The sequence below is a fragment of the Streptococcus sp. Marseille-Q5112 genome, assembly GCF_916700555.1.
Classification (GTDB): domain Bacteria; phylum Bacillota; class Bacilli; order Lactobacillales; family Streptococcaceae; genus Streptococcus; species Streptococcus symci.
Window position 1 is genome coordinate 107,476 of sequence record NZ_CAKAKP010000004.1, and the last position, 25,193, is coordinate 132,668.

Annotated in this window: 28 protein-coding genes; 20 read left to right on the forward strand and 8 right to left on the reverse strand. The window is 42.8% G+C overall.

Features of this window, described 5'->3' with window-relative positions; all coding sequences use genetic code 11:
• Positions 1–114: 114 nt before the first annotated feature.
• Genes LG372_RS03720 through sdaAB form a run of 3 tightly spaced genes read right to left on the reverse strand, consistent with a single transcriptional unit; the run spans position 115 to position 2,321 of the window.
• Positions 115–747, reverse strand: a complete 633-nt coding sequence (locus LG372_RS03720; protein WP_049487362.1) for an HAD family hydrolase — start codon at positions 745–747, stop codon at positions 115–117.
• A 21-nt stretch (positions 748–768) separates the two neighbouring features.
• Positions 769–1,641 carry an L-serine ammonia-lyase, iron-sulfur-dependent, subunit alpha gene (gene sdaAA / locus LG372_RS03725; RefSeq protein ID WP_225742166.1) on the reverse strand — a complete coding sequence of 291 codons (873 nt, stop codon included), beginning with the start codon at positions 1,639–1,641 and terminating at the stop codon, positions 769–771.
• Positions 1,642–1,649: 8 nt separating this feature from the next.
• On the reverse strand, positions 1,650–2,321 hold the full coding sequence (gene sdaAB / locus LG372_RS03730) for an L-serine ammonia-lyase, iron-sulfur-dependent subunit beta (protein WP_000838912.1): 672 nt from the start codon (positions 2,319–2,321) through the stop codon (positions 1,650–1,652).
• 239 nt (positions 2,322–2,560) lie between these two features.
• Between sdaAB and LG372_RS03735 the strand changes: the two genes are divergently transcribed.
• Positions 2,561–3,211, forward strand: a complete 651-nt coding sequence (locus LG372_RS03735; RefSeq protein WP_225742167.1) for a LysM peptidoglycan-binding domain-containing protein — start codon at positions 2,561–2,563, stop codon at positions 3,209–3,211.
• An 87-nt stretch (positions 3,212–3,298) separates the two neighbouring features.
• Here the strand turns inward: LG372_RS03735 and LG372_RS03740 are convergent, their stop codons facing one another.
• On the reverse strand, positions 3,299–4,174 hold the full coding sequence (locus LG372_RS03740; protein ID WP_225742168.1) for a hypothetical protein: 876 nt from the start codon (positions 4,172–4,174) through the stop codon (positions 3,299–3,301).
• A gap of 302 nt (positions 4,175–4,476) precedes the next feature.
• Between LG372_RS03740 and mnmA the strand changes: the two genes are divergently transcribed.
• From mnmA to mnmG, 3 genes are all read left to right on the forward strand, one after another.
• Positions 4,477–5,598: a tRNA 2-thiouridine(34) synthase MnmA gene (gene mnmA / locus LG372_RS03745; protein WP_225742169.1), complete on the forward strand. Its 1,122-nt coding sequence runs from the start codon at positions 4,477–4,479 to the stop codon at positions 5,596–5,598.
• A gap of 140 nt (positions 5,599–5,738) precedes the next feature.
• Complete coding sequence (locus LG372_RS03750) at positions 5,739–6,194, forward strand: NUDIX hydrolase (protein WP_225742170.1); 456 nt, start codon at positions 5,739–5,741, stop codon at positions 6,192–6,194.
• A 9-nt stretch (positions 6,195–6,203) separates the two neighbouring features.
• A complete protein-coding gene (gene mnmG, locus LG372_RS03755) occupies positions 6,204–8,117 on the forward strand; it encodes a tRNA uridine-5-carboxymethylaminomethyl(34) synthesis enzyme MnmG (protein WP_000221914.1) in 1,914 nt (637 codons plus the stop codon).
• Positions 8,118–8,153: 36 nt separating this feature from the next.
• Here mnmG and rnjA read toward each other — a convergent pair whose 3' ends face one another.
• Positions 8,154–9,833 carry a ribonuclease J1 gene (rnjA, locus tag LG372_RS03760; protein ID WP_004263010.1) on the reverse strand — a complete coding sequence of 560 codons (1,680 nt, stop codon included), beginning with the start codon at positions 9,831–9,833 and terminating at the stop codon, positions 8,154–8,156.
• Between the two features lies 1 nt (position 9,834).
• Positions 9,835–10,068, reverse strand: a complete 234-nt coding sequence (locus LG372_RS03765; RefSeq protein WP_000639571.1) for a DNA-dependent RNA polymerase subunit epsilon — start codon at positions 10,066–10,068, stop codon at positions 9,835–9,837.
• A gap of 279 nt (positions 10,069–10,347) precedes the next feature.
• Here LG372_RS03765 and LG372_RS03770 point away from each other — a divergent pair, with 279 nt between their 5' ends.
• From LG372_RS03770 to LG372_RS03820, 11 genes are all read left to right on the forward strand, one after another.
• Entirely contained in the window at positions 10,348–10,563 is a 216-nt protein-coding gene (locus LG372_RS03770) for a hypothetical protein (RefSeq protein ID WP_000282478.1), read from the forward strand.
• Positions 10,564–10,667: 104 nt separating this feature from the next.
• Positions 10,668–11,351 (forward strand): tRNA (adenosine(37)-N6)-threonylcarbamoyltransferase complex dimerization subunit type 1 TsaB, encoded by a 684-nt coding sequence (tsaB, locus tag LG372_RS03775; RefSeq protein WP_225742171.1) that lies wholly within the window; start codon positions 10,668–10,670, stop codon positions 11,349–11,351.
• A complete protein-coding gene (rimI, locus tag LG372_RS03780) occupies positions 11,348–11,785 on the forward strand; it encodes a ribosomal protein S18-alanine N-acetyltransferase (protein WP_225742172.1) in 438 nt (145 codons plus the stop codon). Before tsaB ends, rimI begins: the two co-directional genes overlap by 4 nt.
• A complete protein-coding gene (gene tsaD, locus LG372_RS03785) occupies positions 11,775–12,785 on the forward strand; it encodes a tRNA (adenosine(37)-N6)-threonylcarbamoyltransferase complex transferase subunit TsaD (protein ID WP_225742173.1) in 1,011 nt (336 codons plus the stop codon). Before rimI ends, tsaD begins: the two co-directional genes overlap by 11 nt.
• A gap of 119 nt (positions 12,786–12,904) precedes the next feature.
• Entirely contained in the window at positions 12,905–13,600 is a 696-nt protein-coding gene (locus LG372_RS03790; protein ID WP_078135725.1) for an AzlC family ABC transporter permease, read from the forward strand.
• Complete coding sequence (locus LG372_RS03795) at positions 13,590–13,913, forward strand: AzlD domain-containing protein (protein WP_004263021.1); 324 nt, start codon at positions 13,590–13,592, stop codon at positions 13,911–13,913. The genes LG372_RS03790 and LG372_RS03795 overlap by 11 nt, the downstream gene beginning before the upstream one ends.
• Positions 13,914–14,016: 103 nt before the next feature.
• Positions 14,017–14,847 carry an amino acid ABC transporter substrate-binding protein gene (locus tag LG372_RS03800; protein WP_125386322.1) on the forward strand — a complete coding sequence of 277 codons (831 nt, stop codon included), beginning with the start codon at positions 14,017–14,019 and terminating at the stop codon, positions 14,845–14,847.
• 153 nt (positions 14,848–15,000) lie between these two features.
• Positions 15,001–15,855: a MetQ/NlpA family ABC transporter substrate-binding protein gene (locus tag LG372_RS03805; RefSeq protein ID WP_033678572.1), complete on the forward strand. Its 855-nt coding sequence runs from the start codon at positions 15,001–15,003 to the stop codon at positions 15,853–15,855.
• A 99-nt stretch (positions 15,856–15,954) separates the two neighbouring features.
• Positions 15,955–17,328, forward strand: a complete 1,374-nt coding sequence (locus LG372_RS03810; protein WP_225742174.1) for a M20 family metallopeptidase — start codon at positions 15,955–15,957, stop codon at positions 17,326–17,328.
• Positions 17,321–18,382, forward strand: a complete 1,062-nt coding sequence (locus tag LG372_RS03815) for a methionine ABC transporter ATP-binding protein (RefSeq protein ID WP_000085667.1) — start codon at positions 17,321–17,323, stop codon at positions 18,380–18,382. The genes LG372_RS03810 and LG372_RS03815 overlap by 8 nt, the downstream gene beginning before the upstream one ends.
• 1 nt (position 18,383) lies before the next feature.
• Positions 18,384–19,076: a methionine ABC transporter permease gene (locus LG372_RS03820; RefSeq protein WP_000444647.1), complete on the forward strand. Its 693-nt coding sequence runs from the start codon at positions 18,384–18,386 to the stop codon at positions 19,074–19,076.
• Positions 19,077–19,104: 28 nt separating this feature from the next.
• Here the strand turns inward: LG372_RS03820 and LG372_RS03825 are convergent, their stop codons facing one another.
• On the reverse strand, positions 19,105–19,674 hold the full coding sequence (locus tag LG372_RS03825; RefSeq protein ID WP_125408971.1) for an MptD family putative ECF transporter S component: 570 nt from the start codon (positions 19,672–19,674) through the stop codon (positions 19,105–19,107).
• A gap of 134 nt (positions 19,675–19,808) precedes the next feature.
• Between LG372_RS03825 and LG372_RS03830 the strand changes: the two genes are divergently transcribed.
• From LG372_RS03830 to nrdI, 5 genes are all read left to right on the forward strand, one after another.
• Positions 19,809–20,423: a YesL family protein gene (locus LG372_RS03830; protein ID WP_049502609.1), complete on the forward strand. Its 615-nt coding sequence runs from the start codon at positions 19,809–19,811 to the stop codon at positions 20,421–20,423.
• Positions 20,401–22,071: a sensor histidine kinase gene (locus LG372_RS03835; RefSeq protein WP_318783357.1), complete on the forward strand. Its 1,671-nt coding sequence runs from the start codon at positions 20,401–20,403 to the stop codon at positions 22,069–22,071. The genes LG372_RS03830 and LG372_RS03835 overlap by 23 nt, the downstream gene beginning before the upstream one ends.
• Before the next feature lie 11 nt (positions 22,072–22,082).
• A complete protein-coding gene (locus LG372_RS03840; protein ID WP_225742175.1) occupies positions 22,083–23,369 on the forward strand; it encodes a response regulator transcription factor in 1,287 nt (428 codons plus the stop codon).
• 60 nt (positions 23,370–23,429) lie between these two features.
• Complete coding sequence (locus LG372_RS03845; RefSeq protein WP_049493894.1) at positions 23,430–23,963, forward strand: hypothetical protein; 534 nt, start codon at positions 23,430–23,432, stop codon at positions 23,961–23,963.
• Between the two features lie 73 nt (positions 23,964–24,036).
• A complete protein-coding gene (gene nrdI / locus LG372_RS03850; protein ID WP_020901834.1) occupies positions 24,037–24,501 on the forward strand; it encodes a class Ib ribonucleoside-diphosphate reductase assembly flavoprotein NrdI in 465 nt (154 codons plus the stop codon).
• Between the two features lie 166 nt (positions 24,502–24,667).
• Here nrdI and LG372_RS03855 read toward each other — a convergent pair whose 3' ends face one another.
• On the reverse strand, positions 24,668–24,913 hold the full coding sequence (locus LG372_RS03855) for a hypothetical protein (protein WP_061589638.1): 246 nt from the start codon (positions 24,911–24,913) through the stop codon (positions 24,668–24,670).
• Positions 24,914–25,193: the final 280 nt, after the last annotated feature.

Consider the following 25,193-nt stretch of genomic DNA (forward strand, 5'->3'; position numbering starts at 1 on the left):
ACAACCTCAAAACAGTGTTTTGAGCAGCCTGCGGCTACTTTCCTAGTTTGCTCTTTGATTTTCATTGAGTATTACTCCATTTTCTTCTGAAATAGAGTTGTCACCCAGTCTATGTTATTGAAAATACTCCAAAACTTCTATGGGTTTGTGAGCGATATAATCAGGCTGATAGTTTAGTAGATCTGCTTGCTCTCCAAATCCCCAAGTGACGGCCAATTTCTGAATGCCTGTTTCTTGGGCTCCCAGCATATCAAACTTGGTATCGCCGATGATGATGGCTTGTTTCGGTGCTAGTTGATGTGTCTGCAAGGCTTGGCGAATGACATCTGCCTTATGGGGTGCTTCAGGGCTGGAACCATAAATGACATCAAAGAACTGATGGATCCCCAAGTTTTTAGTCATGTCTTGAGCGGTAGGGGTATTCTTTGTAGTGGTGATATAAAGAGGGTAATTGCTCGATAACTTCTCAAGCAAGTCTAGAATCTGAGGAAAGAGTTGAGCTTCATGGATGCCTTTTACTTTGTAGTAAGAACGGTATATCTGTACGGCTTCAGAGATTAGTTCTTTGGGAAGGCAGGTCGCAAAACTACTTTCGAGAGGCGGCCCCATAAAACCACGAATAGTTTTGGCATCAGGGCTAGGCACCCCCAGCTCCTTAAATGTATGAGTAAAGGCATTGTGAATCCCGATAGAACTGTCAACGAGGGTTCCATCCAGATCGAAAAAGATAGCTGTGATAGAGGTCATGGTTTCTCCTATTTGATAAGCTTATTCTCCGAAAATTTCTTTTTGGAGGCGACGACCAGTAGGGGTGGCAGCGAGTCCACCTTCAGCTGTTTCACGAAAGGCAGTTGGCATGCTTGCTCCTACTTGGTACATGGCATCGATAACCTCATCCACAGGGATTTTAGATTCGATACCTGCCAAAGCCATGTCTGCTGCGATGAAGGCAAAGCTAGCTCCCATGGCATTGCGTTTGACACAGGGAACTTCGACCAAGCCGGCAACAGGGTCACAGATGAGGCCTAGCATATTTTTAATGACAAAGGCAATGGCCTGACTGGCCTGATAAGGTGTTCCACCGGCAGCTAGAGTCAAGGCTGCAGCACTCATAGCAGAGGCAGAACCGACTTCGGCCTGGCAACCGCCCTCAGCACCTGAGATAGAGGCATTGTTTGCGATGACTAGTCCAAAGGCACCGGCAGCAAAGAGGAAATTCAGCTGTTGCTCGTGGTTGAGGTCTAATTTTTCAATAGCAGCAGTGAGAACGGAAGGCAGACAGCCAGCACTTCCTGCGGTCGGAGTAGCACAGACCAAGCCCATTTTGGCATTGTGCTCATTGACTGCAATAGCATTTCGGGCAGCAGAGAGAATCGTGTAATCTGACAGAGTTTTTCCGTTTTTGATGTAGTAATCTAATTTGGCAGCATCTCCACCTGTCAGGCCACTACGAGATTTATTTTCATTGAGGCCAAGTTGGACAGAGGCTTTCATGACTTCCAGATTGCGTTCCATGAGAAGGAGGACTTCTTCACGTTCGCGACCGGTCAATTCAAACTCTGTTGTAATCATGAGTTCTGCGACATTTCCTTGAAAGTCCAGATCTGCTTGCTCGACCAATTCTTTGATAGAATAAAACATGCTTCCTCCTATTTAAAGAAATTGACATTGTGGAGATGAGGGATTTTTCGAATTTCTTCGATGGCCTCATCACAGTTGCGACTGTCAACTTCGATAATCATAATAGCTTTTTCACCAGCTTTTTCACGAGTAACATTCATCTGGGCGATATTGATACCATAGCGTGAAAGAGCCTCTGTTACGAGGGCAATCATACCTGGAATATCTTGATGAACAATGATGATAGTCGGTGTATTCATATTGAGAGAGACAGCAAAGCCATTGAGTTCCGTTACCTGAATATTCCCGCCACCGATAGAAATACCAGTCACGCTGATGGTCTTGTGGGCATTTTTAACGGTAATTTTAGTGGTATTAGGGTGCGGGGCATTGCTGTCTTTCTGAATGGTCCAGACAATCTTGATGCCACGCTTGTGGGCAATTTCCAGACTATTTGGAATTTCAGGATCATCTGTATCCATGCCCAAAATACCAGCAACAAGGGCTAGGTCTGTTCCGTGACCACGATAGGTCTTGGCAAATGAGTTAAATAGTTGGAATTCGACTTCTGTCGGAGTATCATCAAAAATGGAAGAGACAATCTTCCCAATACGAACAGCACCAGCGGTATGGCTACTAGATGGGCCAATCATAACTGGTCCGATGATATCAAAGACAGATTGAAAACGAAGTGATTTCATCAGTTTCCCCTTATAAAAATTCTTATCTCTATTATATCAAAGAATGAGGGTCTTGACTTTAATTGTGGATGGAAACCTTTTTACACTACAAATAGCATAAAAAAGCATCTTTTGTAACAAAAAATAGCTTGTTTAGGGAAATAAAAAATAATTTTGTAATATTTCTACATAAAAGTGTTAAGAAACAGTAATATTTAAAGGGTATGATAGAACTATAGAAAGAAGGAGAATTTTCGAATATGAAATCAACAACTAAAAAGATTAAAACAACTCTTGCAGGAGTAGCTGCCTTGTTTACAGTATTTGCTCCATCATTTGTATCTGCCCAAGAATCATCAACTTACACTGTTAAAGAAGGTGATACACTTTCAGAAATCGCTGAAACTCACAACACAACTGTTGAGAAATTGGCAGAAAACAACCACATTGACAACATCCATATGATTTATGTTGGTCAAGAGTTGGTTATCGATGGCCCTGTAGCGCCTGCTGCAACACCAGCGCCAACTACTTATGCAGCACCAGCTGCTCAAGATGAAACTGTTTCAGCTCCAGCAGCAGAAACTACAGAAGTAGCAGAAGAAGCAGCTCCAGTGGCAAGCGCACCTGCAGCAGAAGAAACTGTTACTACAGCAGAAACTTCAGCACCAGCTGCAACTGTAAGCGGATCTGAAGCAGAAGCTAAAGAATGGATTGCTCAAAAAGAATCAGGTGGTAGCTACACAGCTACAAACGGCCAATATATCGGACGTTACCAATTGACAGATTCATACTTGAATGGTGACTACTCAGCTGCTAACCAAGAACGTGTGGCAGATGCCTATGTTGCAGGACGTTACGGTTCATGGACTGCTGCTAAAAACTTCTGGCTTAACAACGGCTGGTATTAAGAAATAGAAAAAGAGCCTTTGATGGCTCTTTTTGTGTGCTTTTATTTGACAAAAGACAATTTTTAAATAGTAGTAATGACAGATTGCTTACGGCTGACGGGATTCTGGAGTTTCTCCAGCTGAATTAGTGCGATTATTACTGTTGGTATCGCGAACTTCAGCATTATTACTATTGGTATTCGTATCTCCTTGGGTTCCTGCAGTATCAGTAGCTTGATCTCGTGTATTGGTAGCAGTGTTTCCCCCACTTCTAGCACCATCAGATGAATATTGCTCGCTTGCAGGTGCTTGTGAATTATATCTGTTCCTATTTGACTCAGTATAGTTTGGAGTGTAGCTACCTCCTTCTGAAGAATAGCTTTCTCTTCCCTCAACGTTACTAGTCGTTTCTGTTTCTTTTTTATTAGACTTTTGTTCTTCTTCTTTTTTGGTCAAGACTTCAACTTGCTTTTGGAATTTAGAAATCAGTTCTTGAATGGGTTTTATTTTTTCATCAATAGTGGCTTGTTCGCTTGTGGAATTGACACTTTTAATAATTTCTAGTATTTTTTGTAAGGAAGTGATGGCTGTTTCAAGTGTTTGTTTATCTTCGAATTGGTTATCGGATTCCTTTATATCCAATTTTAAAGCTTTTTCAGTATAATGATTAGTGATTTTATCGGCCGTAGAAGTAAGAAAATCTGCTAATGTCTTTTTGCCTTCGTCAGTGGTCGGCTTTAATTCTTGAATTTTTTTCCAATCCTCTATAATCGTTTCAGAATCAATATTGAAGTCTTTAATGGCATTTTTTACTTGTTCGACATCTTGTCCATTCTTATGTTGTTTGCTGAGAGCGATGTTCCCTCTATCTGCTTGGATATGTTCTTGATGAATGACTAAACCTATTAAAAGTCCAAGACCTACAACAATAATGATAGTAAAAATAGTATTTTTTGATGTTAGAATATCTTTGTAGTTTTTCACAATCGTACTACGTACATGGATGGTAGTATCTTAAAGGGATCATGTACGATTTCCTCCTCATTACAGTATATCATTTTTAGCTTATTTTATAAATAAGTTTATAAATAGAATCGAGATTTAACTGTTCATTGCCCTTTTTGTAATTATATTTCTGTTTCTATTAAATAGAATGTCAGATTATCAGCCTCTTTCTTGTCTTCTCCAACCAAGCGTGTTATAATGAATACTGCTCAAGCGACCTTCAATCGTTAAAGCACACACGACCTTCAATCGTGAATAAACGAATAGATGGGAGACTTACCATGAGTGATAACTCTAAAACACGTGTTGTTGTGGGGATGAGTGGTGGTGTCGATTCGTCGGTGACGGCTCTTCTTCTCAAGGAGCAGGGCTACGATGTGATCGGTATCTTCATGAAGAACTGGGACGACACAGATGAAAACGGCGTCTGTACGGCGACCGAAGATTACAAGGATGTGGCTGCGGTGGCAGACCAGATCGGCATTCCCTACTACTCTGTCAATTTTGAAAAAGAGTACTGGGACCGCGTTTTCGAGTATTTCCTAGCGGAATACCGTGCAGGACGCACGCCAAATCCAGATGTTATGTGCAACAAGGAAATCAAGTTCAAGGCCTTTTTGGACTATGCCATGACCTTGGGGGCAGACTATGTAGCGACTGGGCATTATGCCCGAGTGGCGCGTGATGAGGATGGCACTGTTCACATGCTTCGCGGTGTGGACAATGGCAAGGATCAGACCTATTTCCTCAGCCAACTTTCGCAAGAACAACTTCAAAAAACCATGTTCCCACTAGGACATTTGGAAAAGTCTGAAGTTCGCAGACTAGCAGAAGAAGCAGGCCTTGCGACTGCCAAGAAGAAAGACTCGACAGGGATTTGCTTTATCGGAGAAAAGAACTTTAAGAACTTTCTCAGCAACTACCTGCCAGCTCAGCCTGGTTGCATGATGACTGTAGATGGTCGCGATATGGGCGAGCATGCAGGTCTTATGTACTATACGATTGGTCAGCGTGGTGGTCTCGGTATCGGTGGCCAACACGGTGGTGACAACGCGCCGTGGTTTGTTGTCGGAAAAGACCTGAGCAAGAATATCCTCTATGTCGGCCAAGGCTTCTATCATGATTCGCTCATGTCAACCAGTCTAGAGGCTAGCCAAGTCCACTTTACTCGTGACATGCCCGAGGAATTTACGCTAGAATGTACGGCTAAATTCCGCTACCGTCAGCCTGATTCTAAGGTGACTGTCCATGTCAAAGGAAACAAGGCAGAGGTTATCTTTGCAGAACCGCAACGCGCGATTACACCAGGACAGGCAGTTGTCTTTTACGATGGAGATGAGTGTCTCGGTGGTGGTTTGATTGACAATGCTTACCGTGACGGACAAGTTTGTCAGTACATTTAGATTGACAAATTTTCTCAATTTGCTACAATAATAAAAGCAATAGAAATGATGGTCAAAGCTCATGGATGTTGCAGGCTTTTTTGTCCTGCACTTCTTTGGAGTTTTGACTGTTTTTATGTCGTTTAAGGGAAAGGACAAGAATGACTCAGCAAGACTTTCGGACCAAAGTTGGAAATACGGTTTTTGGTGTTCGGGGGACAGCTTTGATTGTCCAAAATCGTAAGCTTCTAGTCACCAAAGAAAAGGGCAAGTATTACACAATTGGCGGTGCGATTCAAGTCAATGAAAGCACGGAAGACGCAGTAGTTCGTGAAGTGAGGGAAGAACTGGGTGTTAAAGCTCAAGCTGGGCAGCTAGCTTTTGTGGTTGAAAATTGTTTTGAACAGGACGGTGTTTCCTATCACAATATCGAGTTTCATTATCTGGTGGATTTGCTTGAAGATGCCCCATTGACCATGCAGGAAGATGAGAAAAGGCAACCCTGTGAGTGGATTGACTTGGACCAGCTTCAGGATTTCCAACTAGTCCCAGCCTTTTTAAAAACAGCCCTACCAGTTTGGGACGGCCAACTGCGACACATTCATCTTGAGGAATAGGAGAGAAACATGACATATAATTTTACTGAAGAATACGATATTATTGTAATCGGTGCAGGACACGCTGGGGTCGAGGCTTCCTTGGCCGCTAGCCGTATGGGCTGTAAGGTCTTGCTTGCGACTATCAACATTGAAATGCTGGCTTTCATGCCTTGTAACCCCTCTATCGGTGGTTCTGCCAAAGGGATTGTCGTGCGTGAAGTTGATGCCCTCGGTGGCGAGATGGCCAAAACCATTGACAAGACTTACATCCAGATGAAGATGCTCAACACTGGGAAAGGTCCTGCCGTTCGTGCCCTTCGTGCGCAGGCTGACAAGGAGCTTTACTCCAAGGAAATGCGCAAGACGGTTGAAAATCAAGAAAATCTGACCCTTCGTCAGACTATGATTGATGAGATTTTGGTGGAAGACGGCAAGGTTGTCGGTGTGCGTACAGCGACCCATCAAGAATATGCTGCCAAGGCTGTTATTGTGACGACAGGGACTGCTCTTCGTGGGGAAATCATCATCGGAGATCTCAAGTACTCATCAGGACCTAACCACAGCCTAGCTTCTATTAACCTTGCTGACAATCTCAAGGAACTGGGCCTCGAAATCGGTCGTTTCAAGACAGGAACCCCTCCACGTGTCAAGGCTTCCTCTATCAACTACGATGTGACAGAGATTCAGCCAGGAGATGAAGCACCAAACCACTTCTCTTATACCTCGCGTGATGAGGACTATGTCAAAGATCAAGTGCCATGCTGGTTGACCTATACCAATGGTACCAGTCATGAGATTATCCAAAACAACCTCCACCGTGCGCCTATGTTTACAGGTGTGGTCAAGGGAGTAGGGCCTCGTTACTGTCCGTCAATTGAGGACAAGATTGTGCGCTTTGCGGACAAGGAACGCCACCAACTCTTCCTTGAGCCAGAAGGTCGCAATACAGAGGAAGTCTATGTTCAAGGCCTATCAACCAGTCTGCCAGAGGATGTACAGCGTGAGCTGGTTCATTCTATCAAAGGTTTGGAAAATGCAGAGATGATGCGAACAGGTTATGCCATTGAGTATGACATGGTCTTGCCGCACCAGTTACGTGCGACTCTGGAAACCAAGAAAATCTCCGGACTTTTCACTGCTGGTCAGACCAATGGAACGTCAGGTTACGAAGAGGCTGCTGGCCAAGGGATTATCGCGGGTATCAATGCGGCTTTGAAAATCCAAGGCAAGCCTGAATTGATTTTGAAGCGCAGTGACGGTTATATCGGGGTGATGATTGACGATTTGGTGACCAAGGGAACCATTGAACCCTACCGTCTATTGACCAGTCGTGCTGAATACCGTCTCATTCTCCGCCATGATAATGCCGATATGCGTTTGACAGAGATGGGACGCGAGATTGGCCTTGTTGACGATGAACGCTGGGCTCGTTTTGAAATCAAGAAAAATCAATTTGACAATGAGATGAAGCGCCTAGACAGCATCAAACTCAAGCCAGTAAAGGAAACCAATGCCAAGGTTGAGGAGATGGGCTTCAAGCCGTTGACCGATGCAGTGACAGCCAAGGAATTCCTTCGTCGTCCAGAAGTTTCTTATCAAGATGTGGTGGCTTTCATCGGACCAGCTGCAGAGGACTTGGATGACAAGATTATCGAATTGATTGAAACAGAAATCAAGTACGAAGGCTATATTTCTAAAGCCATGGATCAGGTTGCTAAGATGAAACGTATGGAAGAAAAACGCATTCCAGCCAATATCGACTGGGATGACATTGATTCTATCGCAACAGAAGCCCGTCAGAAGTTCAAACTTATCAATCCAGAAACCATCGGCCAAGCCAGCCGTATTTCGGGAGTAAACCCAGCAGATATTTCTATTTTGATGGTGTATCTGGAAGGTAAAAATCGTAGTATTTCTAAAAATCAAGAAAAGAAAGCATAGAGAAAAACAGCTCCGAGGACGGGGCTGTTTTATAATTTATTCTTCATCTGGTGTGAGGATCATTGGGATGATAATCGGTTCACGTTCTGTATTTTCATAGAGGAAGGGGCGAATAGCGTTGACAATGGCACCATTGACAGATTGAACGCTAGCATCCTTGTTTTTCAGTGCGATACGAATCGCATTGAAGAGGATACGTTGGCTTTGGCGAATCAAGTCACCCGACTCTCTCATGTAGACAAAGCCTCGACTAAGGATATCTGGGCCAGACAAAATCATCTGCGATTTGAAGTCAACAGTTGCGACTGCCAGAACGACACCGTCTTCAGATAGATCACGACGATCCTTGAGGACAGCAGCACCGATTTCACCGATACGATTTCCATCTACATAGATATCTTGGGCGTTGAAATGGCCTGCAATACGAGCTGAGTCAGCAGTAAGGGCAAGCACATCACCATTGCTCATGATAAAGATATTGTCCTTCTCAACACCAGTATCTACCGCTAGTCCAGCGTGGACTTTTTGCATGCGGTATTCACCGTGGACAGGCATGAAGTATTTTGGCTTAATCAAGCGGAGCATGAGTTTTTGCTCTTGCTGACCACCGTGTCCAGATGTATGGATATTGTTAACCTTACCGTGGATAACTTCGACACCAGCTTCAGAAATGATGTTAATCAGCTTGTTGACGCTAGTAGTGTTTCCAGGGATCGGACTAGAAGAGAAGATAACCGTATCGCCTGGTTGGAGTTGTACCTGACGGTGGGTTCCGTTGGCGATACGAGAGAGGGCCGCCATAGGTTCACCCTGACTACCTGTACAGAGGATAAGAATCTCGCCTGCAGGGTAGTCTTTGATTTCATTTGGCTCGATAAAGGTTCCCTTAGGCGCTTTGATGTAGCCGAGCTCGATTCCGTTGACAATGGCCTTTTCCATAGAACGACCAAAGACAGCGATCTTGCGCCCAGTCTTAACAGCAGCTTCTGTTGCTTGCTGGAGACGGAAGATATTTGAGGCAAAGGATGCAAAGATGATACGTCCTTCGATGCCTTGGATAATCTTCATGATGGACTGGCCAACGACTTTTTCAGAGTTGGTAAAGGTTGGTACTTCCGCATTTGTTGAGTCAGACAGGAGACAGAGCACGCCTTCTTCACCAAGGGCAGCCATACGGTGCAAGTCTGCAGGTTCTCCAACTGGAGTAAAGTCGAACTTGAAGTCACCTGTACAAACGATTTTTCCTTGAGGAGTATGAATGACAATCCCCAAAGGCTCTGGAATAGAGTGAGTCGTTCTAAAGAAAGTTGCCTTGAGATTTTTAAAGGTCAACTCAGTGTTGTGGTTGATTTCGTAAAGTTTGGCGTTGCGCAAGAGGCCGTGTTCTTCGAGTTTCCCACGGATCAAAGCCAAGGCAAGTGGTCCAGCATAGATAGGGACATTTGCCTGCTTGAGCAGGAAAGGAATCCCACCGATGTGGTCCTCGTGTCCGTGGGTAATCAAAACAGCCTTGACGCGGTCGATATTGTCCACGATGTAAGAGTAGTCAGGAATGACATAGTCGATACCAAGCAAGTCATCTTCTGGGAATTTAATCCCAGCATCTACGATGATAATCTCGTCTTGGTATTCAATCCCGTATGTGTTTTTCCCGATTTCTCCCAGACCACCGATGGCAAAAACGCCGACTTCTTCAGGTTTAAGAGTGTAGGCCATATTAGAACTCCGTAATTTCGAAGGCGCCAGTTTCTTTTTCGTAATCTAGCAATTTGTCAGACAAGAGTTCGATATACTCGATATTGTACTCTGGGCGATTTTCTTCGACAAGTTGGCGAGCAGCGATACGGCCCTCAAGTTCTGAGTTGGCATCGATGTCTAGGTAAAGTGCGCGTGTAGTTTCACGACGTGGGCTACGTTCTTTTGTTTCTTGATAAAAAACTTTGTAAATCATATAGTTCCTTTCTATTTACAGGTCAGCTTATTCCAAACTTTTAGCAGAGATTTGCTTGATTTCATTCCATTTTGTGTCTAGATTGACCTTGATTCGTTACAATTATTTCAATTATACCACAAAATGAAAAATTAGTAAAAGACGGAAACGAGAAGGTCACAGGACGATTTCTTTGGTAATCGTTTGCAAAAATAAAGAAAATATGTTATTTTGATAATGGAAATGAGTTTTATTGTTTGTCATAATTCCAGATAGATTTTAAGTCAAGGAGGTTGCCCTATGTATAACTTATTTGCTTTTGCTATCGGAGCTCGTTTGGTAGCTTTTATTGTTTTTGTTGCTTGCGTTTATGCGGGGAATCTTCTATTTGCCAAACTGGAACGACGACAAACCAAGTTCTTGTGGAAAATTACCTTTGTGACTCTCTACTCTCTTTTTCTCCTCCTCGTAACCTATGTCGTTTGGTTTGTATTTTACTTTGGATTAAATGCTTAGATGCCCTGCTCATGCTGGGGCATTTTTGTTTGGGGGCAAAGAAAATTCCCATGTGCCAGCTTTTGTAGTATAATAGTAAGCAGACAAAAAGATAGGAATGTGTTATGAAAGTATTAGCTTTTGATACGTCTAGCAAGGCTCTTTCTCTCGCTATTTTAGAGGACAAGCAGGTTCTTGCCGAGACGACGATTAATATTAAGAAAAATCACAGTATTACCCTCATGCCTGCCATCGATTTTTTGATGGCAAGTTTGGATTGGACACCCAAGGACTTGGACCGAATCGTGGTGGCAGAAGGGCCAGGTAGCTACACAGGCTTGCGAATTGCGGTGGCAACTGCCAAAACTCTGGCTCATACTCTGAACATCGAGTTAGTTGGTATGTCTAGCCTCTTGGCTCTGGTGCCATACCAACAAGAAGGCTTGTTCGTCCCTTTGATGGATGCTCGTCGCAACAATGTTTACGCAGGATTTTATGAAAATGCTAAATCTGTCATGCCAGAAGCACACCTGCCCTTTGAGCGAGTGATTGAGTTAATCAAGGGGGCTAGTCAGGTAACCTTTGTCGGAGAAGTTGGCCCCTTTGTTGAGCAGATTCAAGAACACTTGCCAAGGACTAATTACAAAGAAACCTTGCCAAATGCAGCTAATCTAGCTCTCTGGGCCTGGGACAAGGGAGCAGACTCCTTGCATGATTTTGTGCCGAATTACCTCAAACGAGTCGAGGCTGAGGAAAACTGGCTCAAGAATCACACCGAATCTGGCGAGTCTTACATTAAACGCCTATGATAGAGATCAAACGAATCCAACAGCAACCTGACTTGGCTCAAGCCATCTACGCTGTCATGGTGGATGTTTACTCAGTTAGTCCTTGGACGCTGGAACAAATTCAAGCAGACCTGTCCCAAGATCAGACTTGGTATGCTCTGGCTTATGATGGGGCAGAAGTGATTGGCTTTCTAGCTGTGCAGGAAAATATCTTTGAGGCAGAAGTCCTGCAAATCGCTGTCAAAGGAGCTTATCAGGGTCAGGGGATTGCCTCAGCCTTGTTTGCTCAATTGCCGACAGATAAGGAGATTTTCCTAGAAGTCAGAAAGTCAAATCATCGAGCGCAAACATTTTACAAGAAAGAAAAGATGGCGGTCATCGCTGAGCGAAAGGCCTACTACCATGATCCAGTCGAGGACGCCATCATCATGAAGAGAGAAATAGATGAAGGATAGATATATTTTAGCATTTGAGACATCCTGTGATGAGACCAGTGTTGCCGTCTTGAAAAACGATGATGAGCTCTTGTCCAATGTCATTGCTAGTCAAATTGAGAGTCACAAACGTTTTGGGGGCGTAGTGCCGGAAGTAGCCAGTCGTCACCATGTCGAGGTCATTACAGCCTGTATTGAGGAGGCATTAGCAGAAGCAAGGATTACCGAAGAGGACGTGACAGCTGTGGCGGTTACCTATGGACCGGGCTTGGTCGGAGCCTTACTAGTCGGTTTGTCAGCTGCTAAGGCCTTTGCTTGGGCTCATGGACTTCCGCTGATTCCTGTTAACCACATGTCTGGTCACCTCATGGCCGCTCAGAGTGTGGAGCCTTTGGAGTTTCCCTTGCTAGCCCTCTTGGTCAGCGGTGGACACACAGAGTTGGTTTATGTTTCTGAGGCTGGTGACTACAAGATTGTTGGGGAAACGCGAGATGACGCGGTTGGTGAGGCCTATGATAAGGTCGGCCGTGTCATGGGCTTGACCTATCCTGCAGGTCGTGAGATTGATGAGCTAGCTCATCAGGGGCAGGATATTTATGATTTTCCCCGTGCCATGATTAAGGAAGATAATCTAGAGTTTTCATTCTCAGGTTTGAAATCTGCCTTTATCAATCTTCACCACAATGCCGAGCAAAAGGGAGAAAGTCTGTCTACAGAGGATTTGTGTGCTTCCTTCCAAGCAGCTGTACTGGATATTCTTATGGCCAAAACTAAGAAGGCTTTGGAGAAATACCCTGTTAAAACTCTTGTCGTGGCAGGTGGTGTGGCAGCCAATAAAGGTCTCAGAGAACGCCTAGCAACTGAAATTACAGATGTCAATGTCATCATTCCTCCTCTGCGCCTTTGCGGAGACAATGCAGGAATGATTGCCTATGCCAGCGTCAGCGAGTGGAACAAAGAAAACTTCGCAAGCTTGGACCTCAATGCCAAACCAAGTCTTGCTTTTGATACTATGGAATAAAATAGAGTCTGTCTGATTACAATCAGCAGACTTTTTTCTCTTTCCTGAATGTGTTATAATAGTCCATGCTGTGGCTGGAGCCTTTTCAGCCTATTTATTAAGACAATATGAGGAGAAAGATGAAAGAAAAAGGATTTTGGGAGGGGGCGCAGGCAGCCATGCCAACGGCTCTTGGTTATGTCAGTATTGGCCTTGCCTGTGGGATTATCGGTGCGCCCTATGTGACACCTGTTGAGATGGGCTTGATGAGCCTCTTTGTTTATGCTGGGAGTGCCCAGTTTGCCATGCTGGCACTGATTGCGGTTCAAGCACCTGTGGCAGCTATTGCTATGACGGTCTTTTTGATTAATTTGCGTCTCTTTTTGTTGAGTTTGCATGCGTCAACCTATTTCCGTCATACCAGTCTCTGGCACAATATCGGTATGTCTAGTATCTTGACAGATGAGACCTATGGCGTCTTGATGGGCGAATTAGCCCATGCAGACAAGGTCAATCCTATGTGGATGCACGGGAACAATCTCAACAGCTATGTGGCTTGGTTTGTGGGAACAGTTGTCGGAACGGCTCTGGGTGGTCTGCTTCCAAATCCAGAAATCTTTGGATTGGATTTTGCCCTGGTTGGGATGTTCATTGGAATTTTTGCTTCGCAATTCCAGATTATGCAAAGACGGATTCCTGTCCGCAATCTGCTCATTATCCTAGCAGTTGTTGCGGTGTCCTTCTTTTTACTCTTAACAGTGGTGTCTCAGTCGCTAGCTGTTTTGTTTGCGACCTTGCTAGGTTGTACAATGGGGGTGGTTTTAGATGGTCAGTAAGTATCTTTTATTAGCAGTTATTTTCTCTGGTCTTGTGACTTGGATTCCCCGTATGATTCCCTTCATCTTGGTCAAGTATAAGGGCTTGCCTGCGATCGTTGAGCGTTTTTTGAAGTTCTTGCCTGTTTCTATTATCTTTGCCTTGATTCTTTCAAGCGTAGTGACAGGTAAGGTTGGTAGCTTTCCTCAAATCAAATGGCTGGACTTCTTAGCAGTCTTTCCAACAGCTTGGGTAGCCTTTCGCTACCGCAATCTTGTCGGAACAGTTCTCTTTGGAGTGGTCTTGATTGCCGTCTTGCGTTTGGTCTTTTAAATGAGCTATAAAGAAAATTTATCACAGAGATAGATATCATATAATGGCGTAAATGCTCTTTTTCTGTTAAGATTATAAGGTATTCTATTTTGGAGGAAATGACATGAAAAAAATCGTTAAATACTCATCTCTTGCGGCCCTTGCTCTTGTTGCTGCAGGTGTGTTAGCAGCTTGCTCAGGTGGTGCTAAGAAAGAAGGAGAAGCAACTAGCAAGAAAGAAATTATCGTTGCAACCAATGCTTCACCAAAACCATTCAACTATGAAGAAAATGGTGAATTGACTGGTTATGAAATTGAAGTGGTTCGCGCTATCTTTAAAGACTCTGACAAGTATGATGTCAAGTTTGAGAAGACAGAGTGGTCAGGAGTCTTTGCAGGACTTGATGCTGACCGTTACCAAATGGCAGTTAACAACATCAGCTACACCAAAGAACGTGCTGAAAAATACCTTTATGCAGCTCCAACAGCTAAAAACCCTAACGTTCTTGTAGTGAAGAAGGACGACTCTAGCATCAAATCACTTGATGATATCGGTGGAAAATCAACAGAAGTTGTTCAAGGGACAACATCTGCTAAACAGTTAGAAGACTACAACAAACAACACTCAGATAATCCAACTGTCCTTAACTACACTAGAGCAGACTTCCAACAAATCATGGGACGCTTGAGCGATGGCCAGTTTGACTACAAGATTTTTGATAAAATCGGTGTTGAAACAGTCATCAAGAACCAGGGCTTGGATAACTTGAAAGTCATTGAACTTCCAAGCGACCAACAACCTTACGTTTACCCACTTCTTGCTAAAGGTCAAGATGAGTTGAAAACATTTGTAGACAAACGTATCCAAGAACTCTACAAAGACGGAACTCTTGAAAAGTTGTCTAAACAATTCTTTGGAGACACTTATCTACCAGCAGAAGCTGATATTAAATAATTTCTTGAAATCATCCATTCTGAATAAGATGGGTGATTTCTCAGTTTTTAGGGATATAGTTTTAAACTATATATCTGACTACATAATAACAATTTGTGAAATCAAACAAATTGTGAGATACTAGTACGGTATTATTTTTAAGGAGAAAGAATCATGAAAATCAAAAAATGGCTTGGTGTAGCAGCCCTTGCTACAGTCGCAGGTTTGGCTCTTGTAGCTTGCGGAAACTCAGAAAAGAAAGCAGACAATGCAACAACTATCAAAATCGCAACTGTTAACCGTAGCGGTTCTGAAGAAAAACGTTGGGACAAAATCCAAGAATTGGTTAAAAAAGACGGTATCACTTTGGAATTTACAGAGTTCACAGACTACTCACAACCAAACAAGGCAACTGCTGATGGCGAAGTAGACTTGAACGCTTTCCAACACTATAACTTCTTGAACAACTGGAACAAAGAAAACGGGAAAGACCTTGTAGCGATTGCAGATACTTACATCTCTCCAATTCGCCTTTACTCAGGTTTGAATGGAAGTGACAACAAGTACACTAAAGTAGAAGACATCCCAGCAAACGGAGAAATCGCTGTACCGAACGATGCTACAAACGAAAGCCGTGCGCTTTACTTGCTTCAATCAGCTGGCTTGATTAAATTGGATGTTTCTGGAACTGCCCTTGCAACAGTTGCTAACATCAAAGAAAATCCAAAGAACTTGAAAATCACTGAATTGGACGCTAGCCAAACAGCTCGTTCATTGTCATCAGTTGACGCTGCCGTTGTAAACAATACCTTCGTTACAGAAGCAAAATTGGACTACAAGAAAGCACTTTTCAAAGAACAAGCTGATGAAAACTCAAAACAATGGTACAACATCATCGTTGCGAAAAAAGATTGGGAAACATCACCAAAAGCTGATGCTATCAAGAAAGTTGTTGCAGCTTACCATACAGATGAAGTGAAAAAAGTTATCGAAGAAACATCAGACGGTTTGGATCAACCAGTTTGGTAATAAGAAACAGGGAGGTGGGAGAGAAAATTCCACCTCTTGCTTTTGTATAGAGCATGGATTGTAAAGAAGACTATAGGTTCATAGAAAGGTAGAGAGAATATGGTTTTTCCTAGCGAACAAGAACAGATTGAAAAATTTGAAAAGGATCATGTGGCCCAGCATTATTTTGAGGTTTTGCGTACCTTGATTTCTAAGAAGTCGGTCTTTGCCCAACAGGTGGGTCTCAAAGAAGTTGCCAACTATCTGGGTGAGATTTTCAAGCGTGTGGGGGCTGAAGTGGAGATTGATGAGACTTATACAGCGCCCTTTGTCATGGCGCATTTCAAGAGTTCGCGTCCAGATGCCAAGACCTTGATTTTCTATAACCACTATGACACTGTGCCAGCGGATGGGGATCAGATCTGGACAGAGGATCCCTTTACTCTTTCAGTGCGCAATGGCTTCATGTATGGACGTGGGGTTGACGATGATAAGGGTCACCTCACAGCTCGTTTGAGTGCTTTGAGAAAATACATGCAGCACCATGATGACCTGCCTGTCAATATCAGTTTTATCATGGAGGGAGCGGAGGAATCGGCTTCGACAGACCTGGATAAGTATCTAGAAAAGCATGCGGATAAACTCCGTGGTGCGGATTTATTGGTCTGGGAACAAGGAACCAAAAATGCCTTGGAACAGCTGGAAATTTCTGGTGGAAATAAGGGGATTGTGACCTTTGATGCCAAGGTTAAAAGTGCTGATGTGGATATCCACTCTAGTTATGGTGGGGTTGTGGAGTCAGCTCCCTGGTACCTCCTTCAAGCCCTACAGTCTCTTCGTGCCGCAGATGGTCGTATCTTGGTTGAAGGTTTGTACGAAGAAGTACAAGAGCCAAATGAACGTGAATTGGCTTTGGTGGATATCTATGCTCAACGAAATCCAGGAGAAATCAGCCAGATTTATGGTTTGGAATTGCCTCTCTTACAAGAGGACCGCGCAGACTTTCTAAAACGTTTCTTTTTCGAGCCAGCTCTTAATATCGAAGGGATTCAGTCAGGTTATCAAGGACAAGGAGTCAAAACGATATTACCTGCAGAAGCCAGTGCTAAGCTAGAGGTTCGTTTGGTTCCTGGCCTAGAACCGCATGATGTTCTGGAAAAAATTCGGAAACAGCTAGACAAAAATGGCTTTGATAAGGTAGAATTATACTATACCTTGGGAGAGATGAGCTATCGAAGCGATATGAGCGCGCCAGCCATTCTCAATGTAATCGAGTTGGCCAAGAAATTCTATCCACAGGGCGTTTCAGTCTTGCCGACCACAGCGGGGACAGGGCCTATGCATACGGTCTTTGATGCCCTAGAGGTGCCTATGGTAGCCTTCGGTCTAGGAAATGCCAACAGTCGAGACCACGGTGGAGATGAAAATGTGCGAATCGCCGATTACTACACCCATATTGAATTAGTAGAGGAGCTGATTAGAAGCTATGAGTAGAGATATTATCAAGTTAGATCAGATCGATGTGACTTTTCACCAGAAGAAGAGAACCATCACAGCGGTCAAGGATGTGACTATTCACATCCAAGAAGGGGATATCTACGGAATCGTTGGATATTCTGGAGCAGGGAAATCAACCCTTGTACGGGTGATTAACCTCTTGCAAAAGCCATCGGCAGGGAAAATTACTATTGACGATGATGTGATTTTTGATGGCAAGGTGACTTTGACGGCAGAGCAGTTGCGTCGCAAACGTCAGGATATCGGAATGATTTTCCAGCATTTTAACCTGATGAGTCAAAAGACAGCAGAGGAGAATGTGGCCTTTGCCCTCAAACACTCTGGACTCAGCAAGGAAGAAAAGAAAGCTAAAGTAGCCAAGTTGTTGGACTTGGTTGGTTTGGCAGATCGTGCTGAAAACTACCCTTCACAACTATCTGGAGGGCAAAAACAGCGTGTGGCCATTGCGCGTGCCTTGGCCAACGATCCAAAAATCTTGATTTCAGACGAGTCAACTTCTGCTCTTGACCCTAAGACAACCAAGCAGATTTTGGCTTTATTGCAAGATTTGAACCAAAAATTAGGTTTGACTGTTGTCTTGATTACGCATGAAATGCAGATTGTCAAAGACATTGCCAACCGTGTGGCAGTTATGCAGGATGGACATTTGATTGAAGAGGGCAGTGTCCTTGAAATCTTCTCAGACCCTAAACAACCTTTGACCCAGGACTTTATCTCAACAGCCACAGGCATTGACGAAGCCATGGTCAAGATTGAGAAGCAAGAAATCGTGGAACACTTGTCTGAAAACAGTCTTTTGGTGCAACTCAAGTATGCAGGTGCTTCAACAGACGAGCCGCTTTTGAATGAATTGTACAAGCGTTACCAAGTAACGGCTAATATCCTCTATGGGAATATCGAAATCCTCGATGGCACTCCTGTTGGAGAATTGGTGGTGGTCTTGTCAGGTGAAAAAGCAGCACTAGCAGGTGCCCAAGAAGCCATTCGTCAAGCAGGCGTACAGCTAAAAGTATTGAAGGGAGGACAGTAAGATGGAATCATTGATTCAAACCTATTTACCAAATGTCTATAAAATGGGCTGGGCTGGTCAAGCAGGCTGGGGAACAGCCATCTACCTAACCCTTTATATGACAGTTCTTTCCTTCATCATCGGAGGTTTCTTGGGGCTGGTGGCAGGTCTCTTCCTTGTCTTGACAGCGCCGGGTGGTGTCTTGGAAAATAAGGTCGTTTTCTGGATTTTAGACAAGATCACGTCAATCTTCCGTGCGGTGCCATTTATTATTCTCTTGGCAGTCTTGTCACCCTTCTCTCATCTAATCGTAGGAACAAGTATCGGACCAAATGCGGCTATCGTACCCCTATCTTTTGCGGTCTTTGCCTTCTTTGCCCGTCAGGTGCAGGTTGTCTTGGCTGAATTGGATGGTGGTGTCATTGAGGCGGCTCAAGCTAGCGGAGCGACTTTCTGGGATATCGTGGGTGTTTACCTATCAGAAGGTCTTCCAGATTTGATCCGTGTGACAACTGTAACCTTGATTTCTCTTGTTGGGGAAACAGCTATGGCTGGTGCGGTTGGAGCTGGCGGTATTGGTAACGTAGCCATCGCTTATGGATTTAACCGTTACAATCACGATGTGACCATTTTGGCAACCATCATTATCATTTTGATTATCTTTGCAATCCAATTCTTGGGAGATTTCTTGACTAAGAAATTGAGTCATAAATAAAAAAGAGCCGTGCGGCTCTTTTTATTTATCAGATTTTCTGTGCAAATTTTTTACTCAAGGCTTGTCCAATCAAGGCGCCAACTAGGGCTCCGATGACAATACTTGCGATAAATAGAAGGATGGTTCCAGGATTTGGTGCGACCATGATACGGTCGATATATTCTTGGGATTTTCCTCTTGCTAGAAGGGTTGCCATATAGGTTTGGGGCGCAATCCACATAAGTAGGATTGGTCCGGATGTGCTAAAGGCAAAGAGTATGAAAGAAAGGAAATTCTTTGTTTGGTCCTTGTATTTTCCTAAATGAGCTACTCCATCTGCTAGGAGACCACAGATAATTCCAGGAAGGAAGGCGCCAGCACCGTGTTTAGATCCCAAGAAAAAGAGGGCCATGACAAGGCCGATAGTGGTAATGGCTCCAAAGCGCGGAACTTTTGCGACTAGGATCATATAGACGCTACCGCCGACAAGGGCAGTAAAGGCAGGCGCATAAAACATATTTCCGGTTTGGTCAAAGAGATTGCCCAAAAGGACACCAATCCCCATGCAGAGGAAGTAAAGAACTGCAAAAAGCAGTGTAGTTAAGATAGATTTTTTCATGAATTGTCTCCTGATAATTTTCTCACAATTCTCATTGTACCACGGTTTGGTGGGATTGTAAATGGATAGTCTATGTTTTTGAAAACGCTTGAAATATGATATAATAGTTTCATAGTTATTTTTAGGGAGATATCATGGGTAGATTTTTAGACTTTGTCTTTAATCGTTTCTTTTTAGGGATGATTGCGACAGCCTTCTTTTGGCTATTAACCTTAGCAGGAGGGATTATTCTTGGTCTAGCGCCAGCTAGTGCCACCTTGATGAGCCTATATGCAGAACATGGTTATAGCTTTCGGGAATACAGTTTGAAGGAGGCTTGGTCTCTTTACAAGCAAAATTTCGTCTCAAGCAACCTGATTTTCTATAGCTTTTTAGGGGTGGATCTAGTTTTAATCTATGGCTTGTATCTCTTGGTGCAATTGCCTCATCAGACTATTATTCATTTGATTGCGACCTTTTTGAATGTTCTAGTAGTTGCCCTGATTTTTTTGGCTTATACAGTATCTTTGAAATTACAAGTTTATTTTGATTTGTCCTATCGAAATAGTCTCAAACTATCCTTGATTGGCATCTTTATGAGCCTAGCAGCTGTGGCCAAGGTTCTCCTTGGGACAGTGCTACTTGTGGCAATTGGTTACTATATGCCTGCCCTACTTTTCTTTGTAGGAATTGGGATGTGGCATTTCTTTATCAGTGATATGTTGGAACCGGTCTATGAAAGTATCCATGAAAAATTGGCGACAAAATAGAATGAAGCAGTTTTGGCTACATACGCTTCTGAGAACCTACAGTTCAGTTATGATGATTATTATTGCGAGTTTTGCAATCTTACTCTCTTACGCTGACTGGGATTCACGGGAAAAGGAAGCTCAAAGAGTAGCCCAACGTGTAACCACTCGAACAGTCGATGAGGTGGAGTATTATTATCGGGAGTCAGCCCAACTCGCGCAAGATTTAGTAGCCAATCAAGACCGGATACAAGGGGTTTATAAGTACTTTAGCTTGTCAACTTCTGAGTACTTTTATTGGCTGTTGGAGCACCAAGCAGCTTCGTCAACTTCTATTTCTCTGTATGAAAACATTGATGATCTTTATGTCCAAAATGACTCTATAACGGGTGTTGCAATCGTCTTGCAGGATTTTAAAGAAGTTTATGTGTCAACAAGGGATAAAAGAAGTGGGCATGTCTTGCCTGCTGAGGCCTTTAAACCAGAGGCCAATAGTTTTGGAATTCCTGTTCTGGATCCAGCAACGGATCAATCTATAGGAGTGATATACATCTCCTTGGATCCAGAAGTTTTATATCATGCCATTGACAATACCCGAGGTCATATTCCGATGGCTGTTACTGTGACATCACCATTTGATACGGAGATTTTTCATATTGGTGAGAGGGTCAATAGGGAACATGAGAACTGGTTTGTTGGTATGACTTCTCATGGATATCAGGTTCAGGTGGCAGTTCCTAAAAACTTTGTTTTACAAGGAACAGTGGCTAGTTCTGCTTTGATTGTGGGCTTGAGTCTTCTCTTTATTGTCATTCTCTATCTGACTTTGAGGCAGACCTTTGCTAATTACCAAAAGCAAGTAGTGGATTTGGTGGATTCCATTCAAGCTATTGCCCAAGGGGAAGAAGGTCTTCGTATTGACACACTTGAAAAGGATCAGGAATTGCTCCTAATCTCGGAGACGACCAATGATATGTTGGATCGATTGGAAAAGAATATCCATGATATTTATCAGTTAGAGCTTAGTCAAAAAGATGCCAATATGCGAGCCTTACAGGCTCAAATCAACCCTCACTTCATGTACAATACTCTGGAGTTCCTGCGTATGTATGCAGTTATGCAGAGTCAAGATGAGTTGGCAGATATCATTTATGAGTTCAGTAGTCTCTTGCGTAACAATATTTCTGACGAAAGAGAAACACTCCTCAAACAGGAATTGGAATTTTGCCGTAAATACAGCTATCTCTGCATGGTTCGCTATCCTAAGTCCATTGCCTATGGTTTCAAGATTGATCCAGAGTTAGAGAATATGAAGATTCCTAAGTTTACCTTGCAACCGCTGGTAGAAAATTATTTCGCGCATGGTGTTGACCACAGACGGACAGATAATGTGATTAGCATCAAGGCGCTTAAACAGGATGGTTTTGTAGAAATTTTGGTGGTAGATAATGGCCGTGGAATGTCGACTGAAAAGCTGGTCGATATCCGAGAAAAGTTAAGTCAGAGACATTTTGAACACCAAGCCAGTTATAGTGAACAAAAGCAGTCTATCGGGATTGTCAATGTCCATGAGCGTTTTGTGCTCTATTTTGGGGATCGCTATGCCATTACTATAGAGTCTGCGGAGCAAGCAGGTGTTCAGTATCGTATTACAATTCAAGATGAGTAGAAAGGGAGAAAATGTATAAAGTATTATTAGTAGATGATGAGTACATGGTGACAGAAGGTCTGAAACGTTTGATTCCTTTTGATAAGTGGGATATGGAGGTCGTCGCAACAGCCAGTCATGCCGATGAAGCCCTAGAATATGTTCAGAAAAATCCCGTCGATGTCATCATTTCAGATGTCAATATGCCCGACAAAACAGGGCTTGATATGATTCGGGAAATGAAAGAGATTTTACCAGATGCTGCCTATATCCTGCTCTCAGGTTATCAGGAGTTTGATTATGTAAAAAGAGCAATGAACCTTAGTGTGGTGGACTATCTGGTCAAACCTGTTGATAAGGTAGAGTTGGGTAATTTGCTGGAGAAGATTGCAGGTCAGCTAGGCGAGAGAGGAAAGAAAAGTCAGACCCTCAGTCAAGATTTAGACGAGGCTGGATTTGTTAGTTATCTAGGAGGTAAGGAGAATTGGTGGATAGGCCTATCCAAGGAAAAACAAGGCTCTTTCACCATTCCCTACTATGTATTGGGTCAAGACTGGCAGATTTTTATTTCTGACCAACCCCTAGATGGTTTAGTCGTTACTCCCTTTGAAGCTCCTTATCAGGAACACTTTGAACGCTGGAAGCTGAATGCTGAGAAAGCCCTCTTTTACGGTTCTGTAAATCTAAAACAGTCTGAGAGTCTCTTTGCCTATTACGAACCGATTTATAGGGTTATCATTCAGGGAAATCTCAATCAAATCGTAGAAGAGTTAAATCTCTTGGAGAAGGTGGTTCTTGAAAATACACCGCGTGTTCCGATTACCAAACAGCTTTTTATCCAGTTTGTCATGGATGTCTTTCATTTGTTTGAACATCTAAAGGCTGATGATTTGACGGATATTGTCAAAACGATTCATGCTATTCAAACCTTCGATGAATTGGTTCCTTATATCAAGGAAACTCTGACTCGATTCTTTGGGCAATATCGTATGAATGAAAATGTGGTTAGTGTGCTAGAAGTCATTGGGCGTGATTATCAGAAAGAACTTTCTCTCAAGGATATCAGTAAGGATCTCTTTATCAATCCTGTCTATCTGGGGCAGTTGATTAAGCGAGAAACCAATTCGACCTTCGCAGAGCTTTTAAACAAACAACGCATTAAGGCTGCTCAGCAACTTTTACTTTCAACCAGTGACAGTATCGAAGATATTTGTTATGCTGTTGGTTACAGTAATGTTGGATATTTCTATAAAGTGTTCCGAAAATTGTGCGGAAAATCGCCAAAAGCCTACCGAAAACAGGTAGAAACTACACTATAATATTTGTATCCCTTTACAAAAAGTGCTATAATATCAATAATAATATCAGGAGGTTCTATCATGAAAAAGAAACCGATTTATCTATGGGTATTACTGATTTTTTCAGCCTTACTCTCAGCAATGTCACTATTTGGAATCATATCTCCAGTACCTACTGCGGAGGCTATGAACAATCTAGAAACATCAGCATCAGGTGTTAATGCTACTTATGCTAAGGAGCTCGTTGCTTACACCATTAAGGTATCGGAGCATGGTCATTCTATCTTCAACATTCTCTTGGTTGTCTTATCTGTTATTCTGGTGGTTGTGTCTTTGGTTTTCCTTGTTCGTAAAAACATCCAATTGGCTAACTACACTTATCTTGCTTATGTCTTCGTTGCCATCGTTGGTTCTATCTACAACTTTATCGGCGTTCAGGATGCGGTTTTACTTTTTACAGACCCTAACATCCGTATGGGAGCGGAGCTTGGTGCCAAAGGTTCTGCTATTTTTGGGATCGTACTCAATGTTATCTTCCTAGCAATCGTCTTCTATAAAATGTGGCGTCAGCAAAAAGAATTGACAGAAACTCAAGAAGAGGAAGAACTTGCCTAAGAGTTGACAAAGCATAACTATCAAGATACAATCTTGGTAGTTATTTTTTATGATTTAAAAAAAGGAGGAGAACATGAAAAAAGTTTCCTTGGTCTACATCAGTCTGAGTGGAAATACGGAGAGTTTTGTGACGCGCTTGAAAGACTATCTCTTGTCCCAGTACGAGGGAATTGAGGTTCAAAAGATTCATATCAAGGATTTGGTCAAAGAAGGCCAAGATTTCTATGAAATGGACCATCCCTATGTTGCTTTTTTGCCGACTTACCTAGAAGGTGGGAATGGCGTGGATAACGGAGATGTCGAGATTTTGACGACACCAGTGGGAGATTTTATCGCCTATGGTGACAATGCTAGTAAGTGTTTTGGTGTGGTTGGTTCAGGAAATCGTAACTTTAATAACCAATACTGCCTGACAGCCAAGCAATATAGTCAACGTTTTGGCTTCCCTGTATTGGCTGATTTTGAAATGCGAGGTATGCTGGGAGATATCAAACGTGTCGCAGCGATTATCGCAGATTTGTATGAGTTGGAAAGTTAAGCTGAAACCAATCTTGCAATCATTAGAAGAAAGAACTTATTATATCCCCCTCTATAGCAGAGATGAAAATTACCTATAAAATTTTTAATATAAATGTTATTTGCTATAGTTGGAAGATAAAAATTATGCCCTAAAAAAACCGAGAAGCTTTCTTCTCGGTTTTTGATTATTTCAATTGATCTGTAATGTCTTTTGATAGCAACATTCCTAGATGATAAGTTTTATTGATGTAAGCAATGACATCATTGATGTTTTCAGTCGTGTGAATTTTCTCTTTGATGTTAGACCTAAATGTTTCATCCTTTAAAAGTTGTTCTTGGTAGAGTTTTTGCAGTCTCTCCTTCTCGTACTTATTAAGCAGAAAAAGGAAAACCAAGCTAATCACAACGAGGATATAAGCATACTGGCTCATAGAATATCTCCCTGTATGATAAAGAAGTAGTAGTGAATAAATCGATTTAGTGGATCTAAAATAGCAGAACAAGTCAGCAAAACTTGATAAGATTTCTGATAGACCTCTAAACCAAAATCCGTATAGATTTAGTGTAAGTTACTTAGATTGCTTTACATTCTAGTGACTTGAAGATTAGCACCAGCCACTAAGCCAATTAATAGATTTGGTTGACCAATTTAGTGAGGCGTTTAGGCAAGTGTCTCTGGTTACGACGTAAAGAAACATAAATCGATAATAT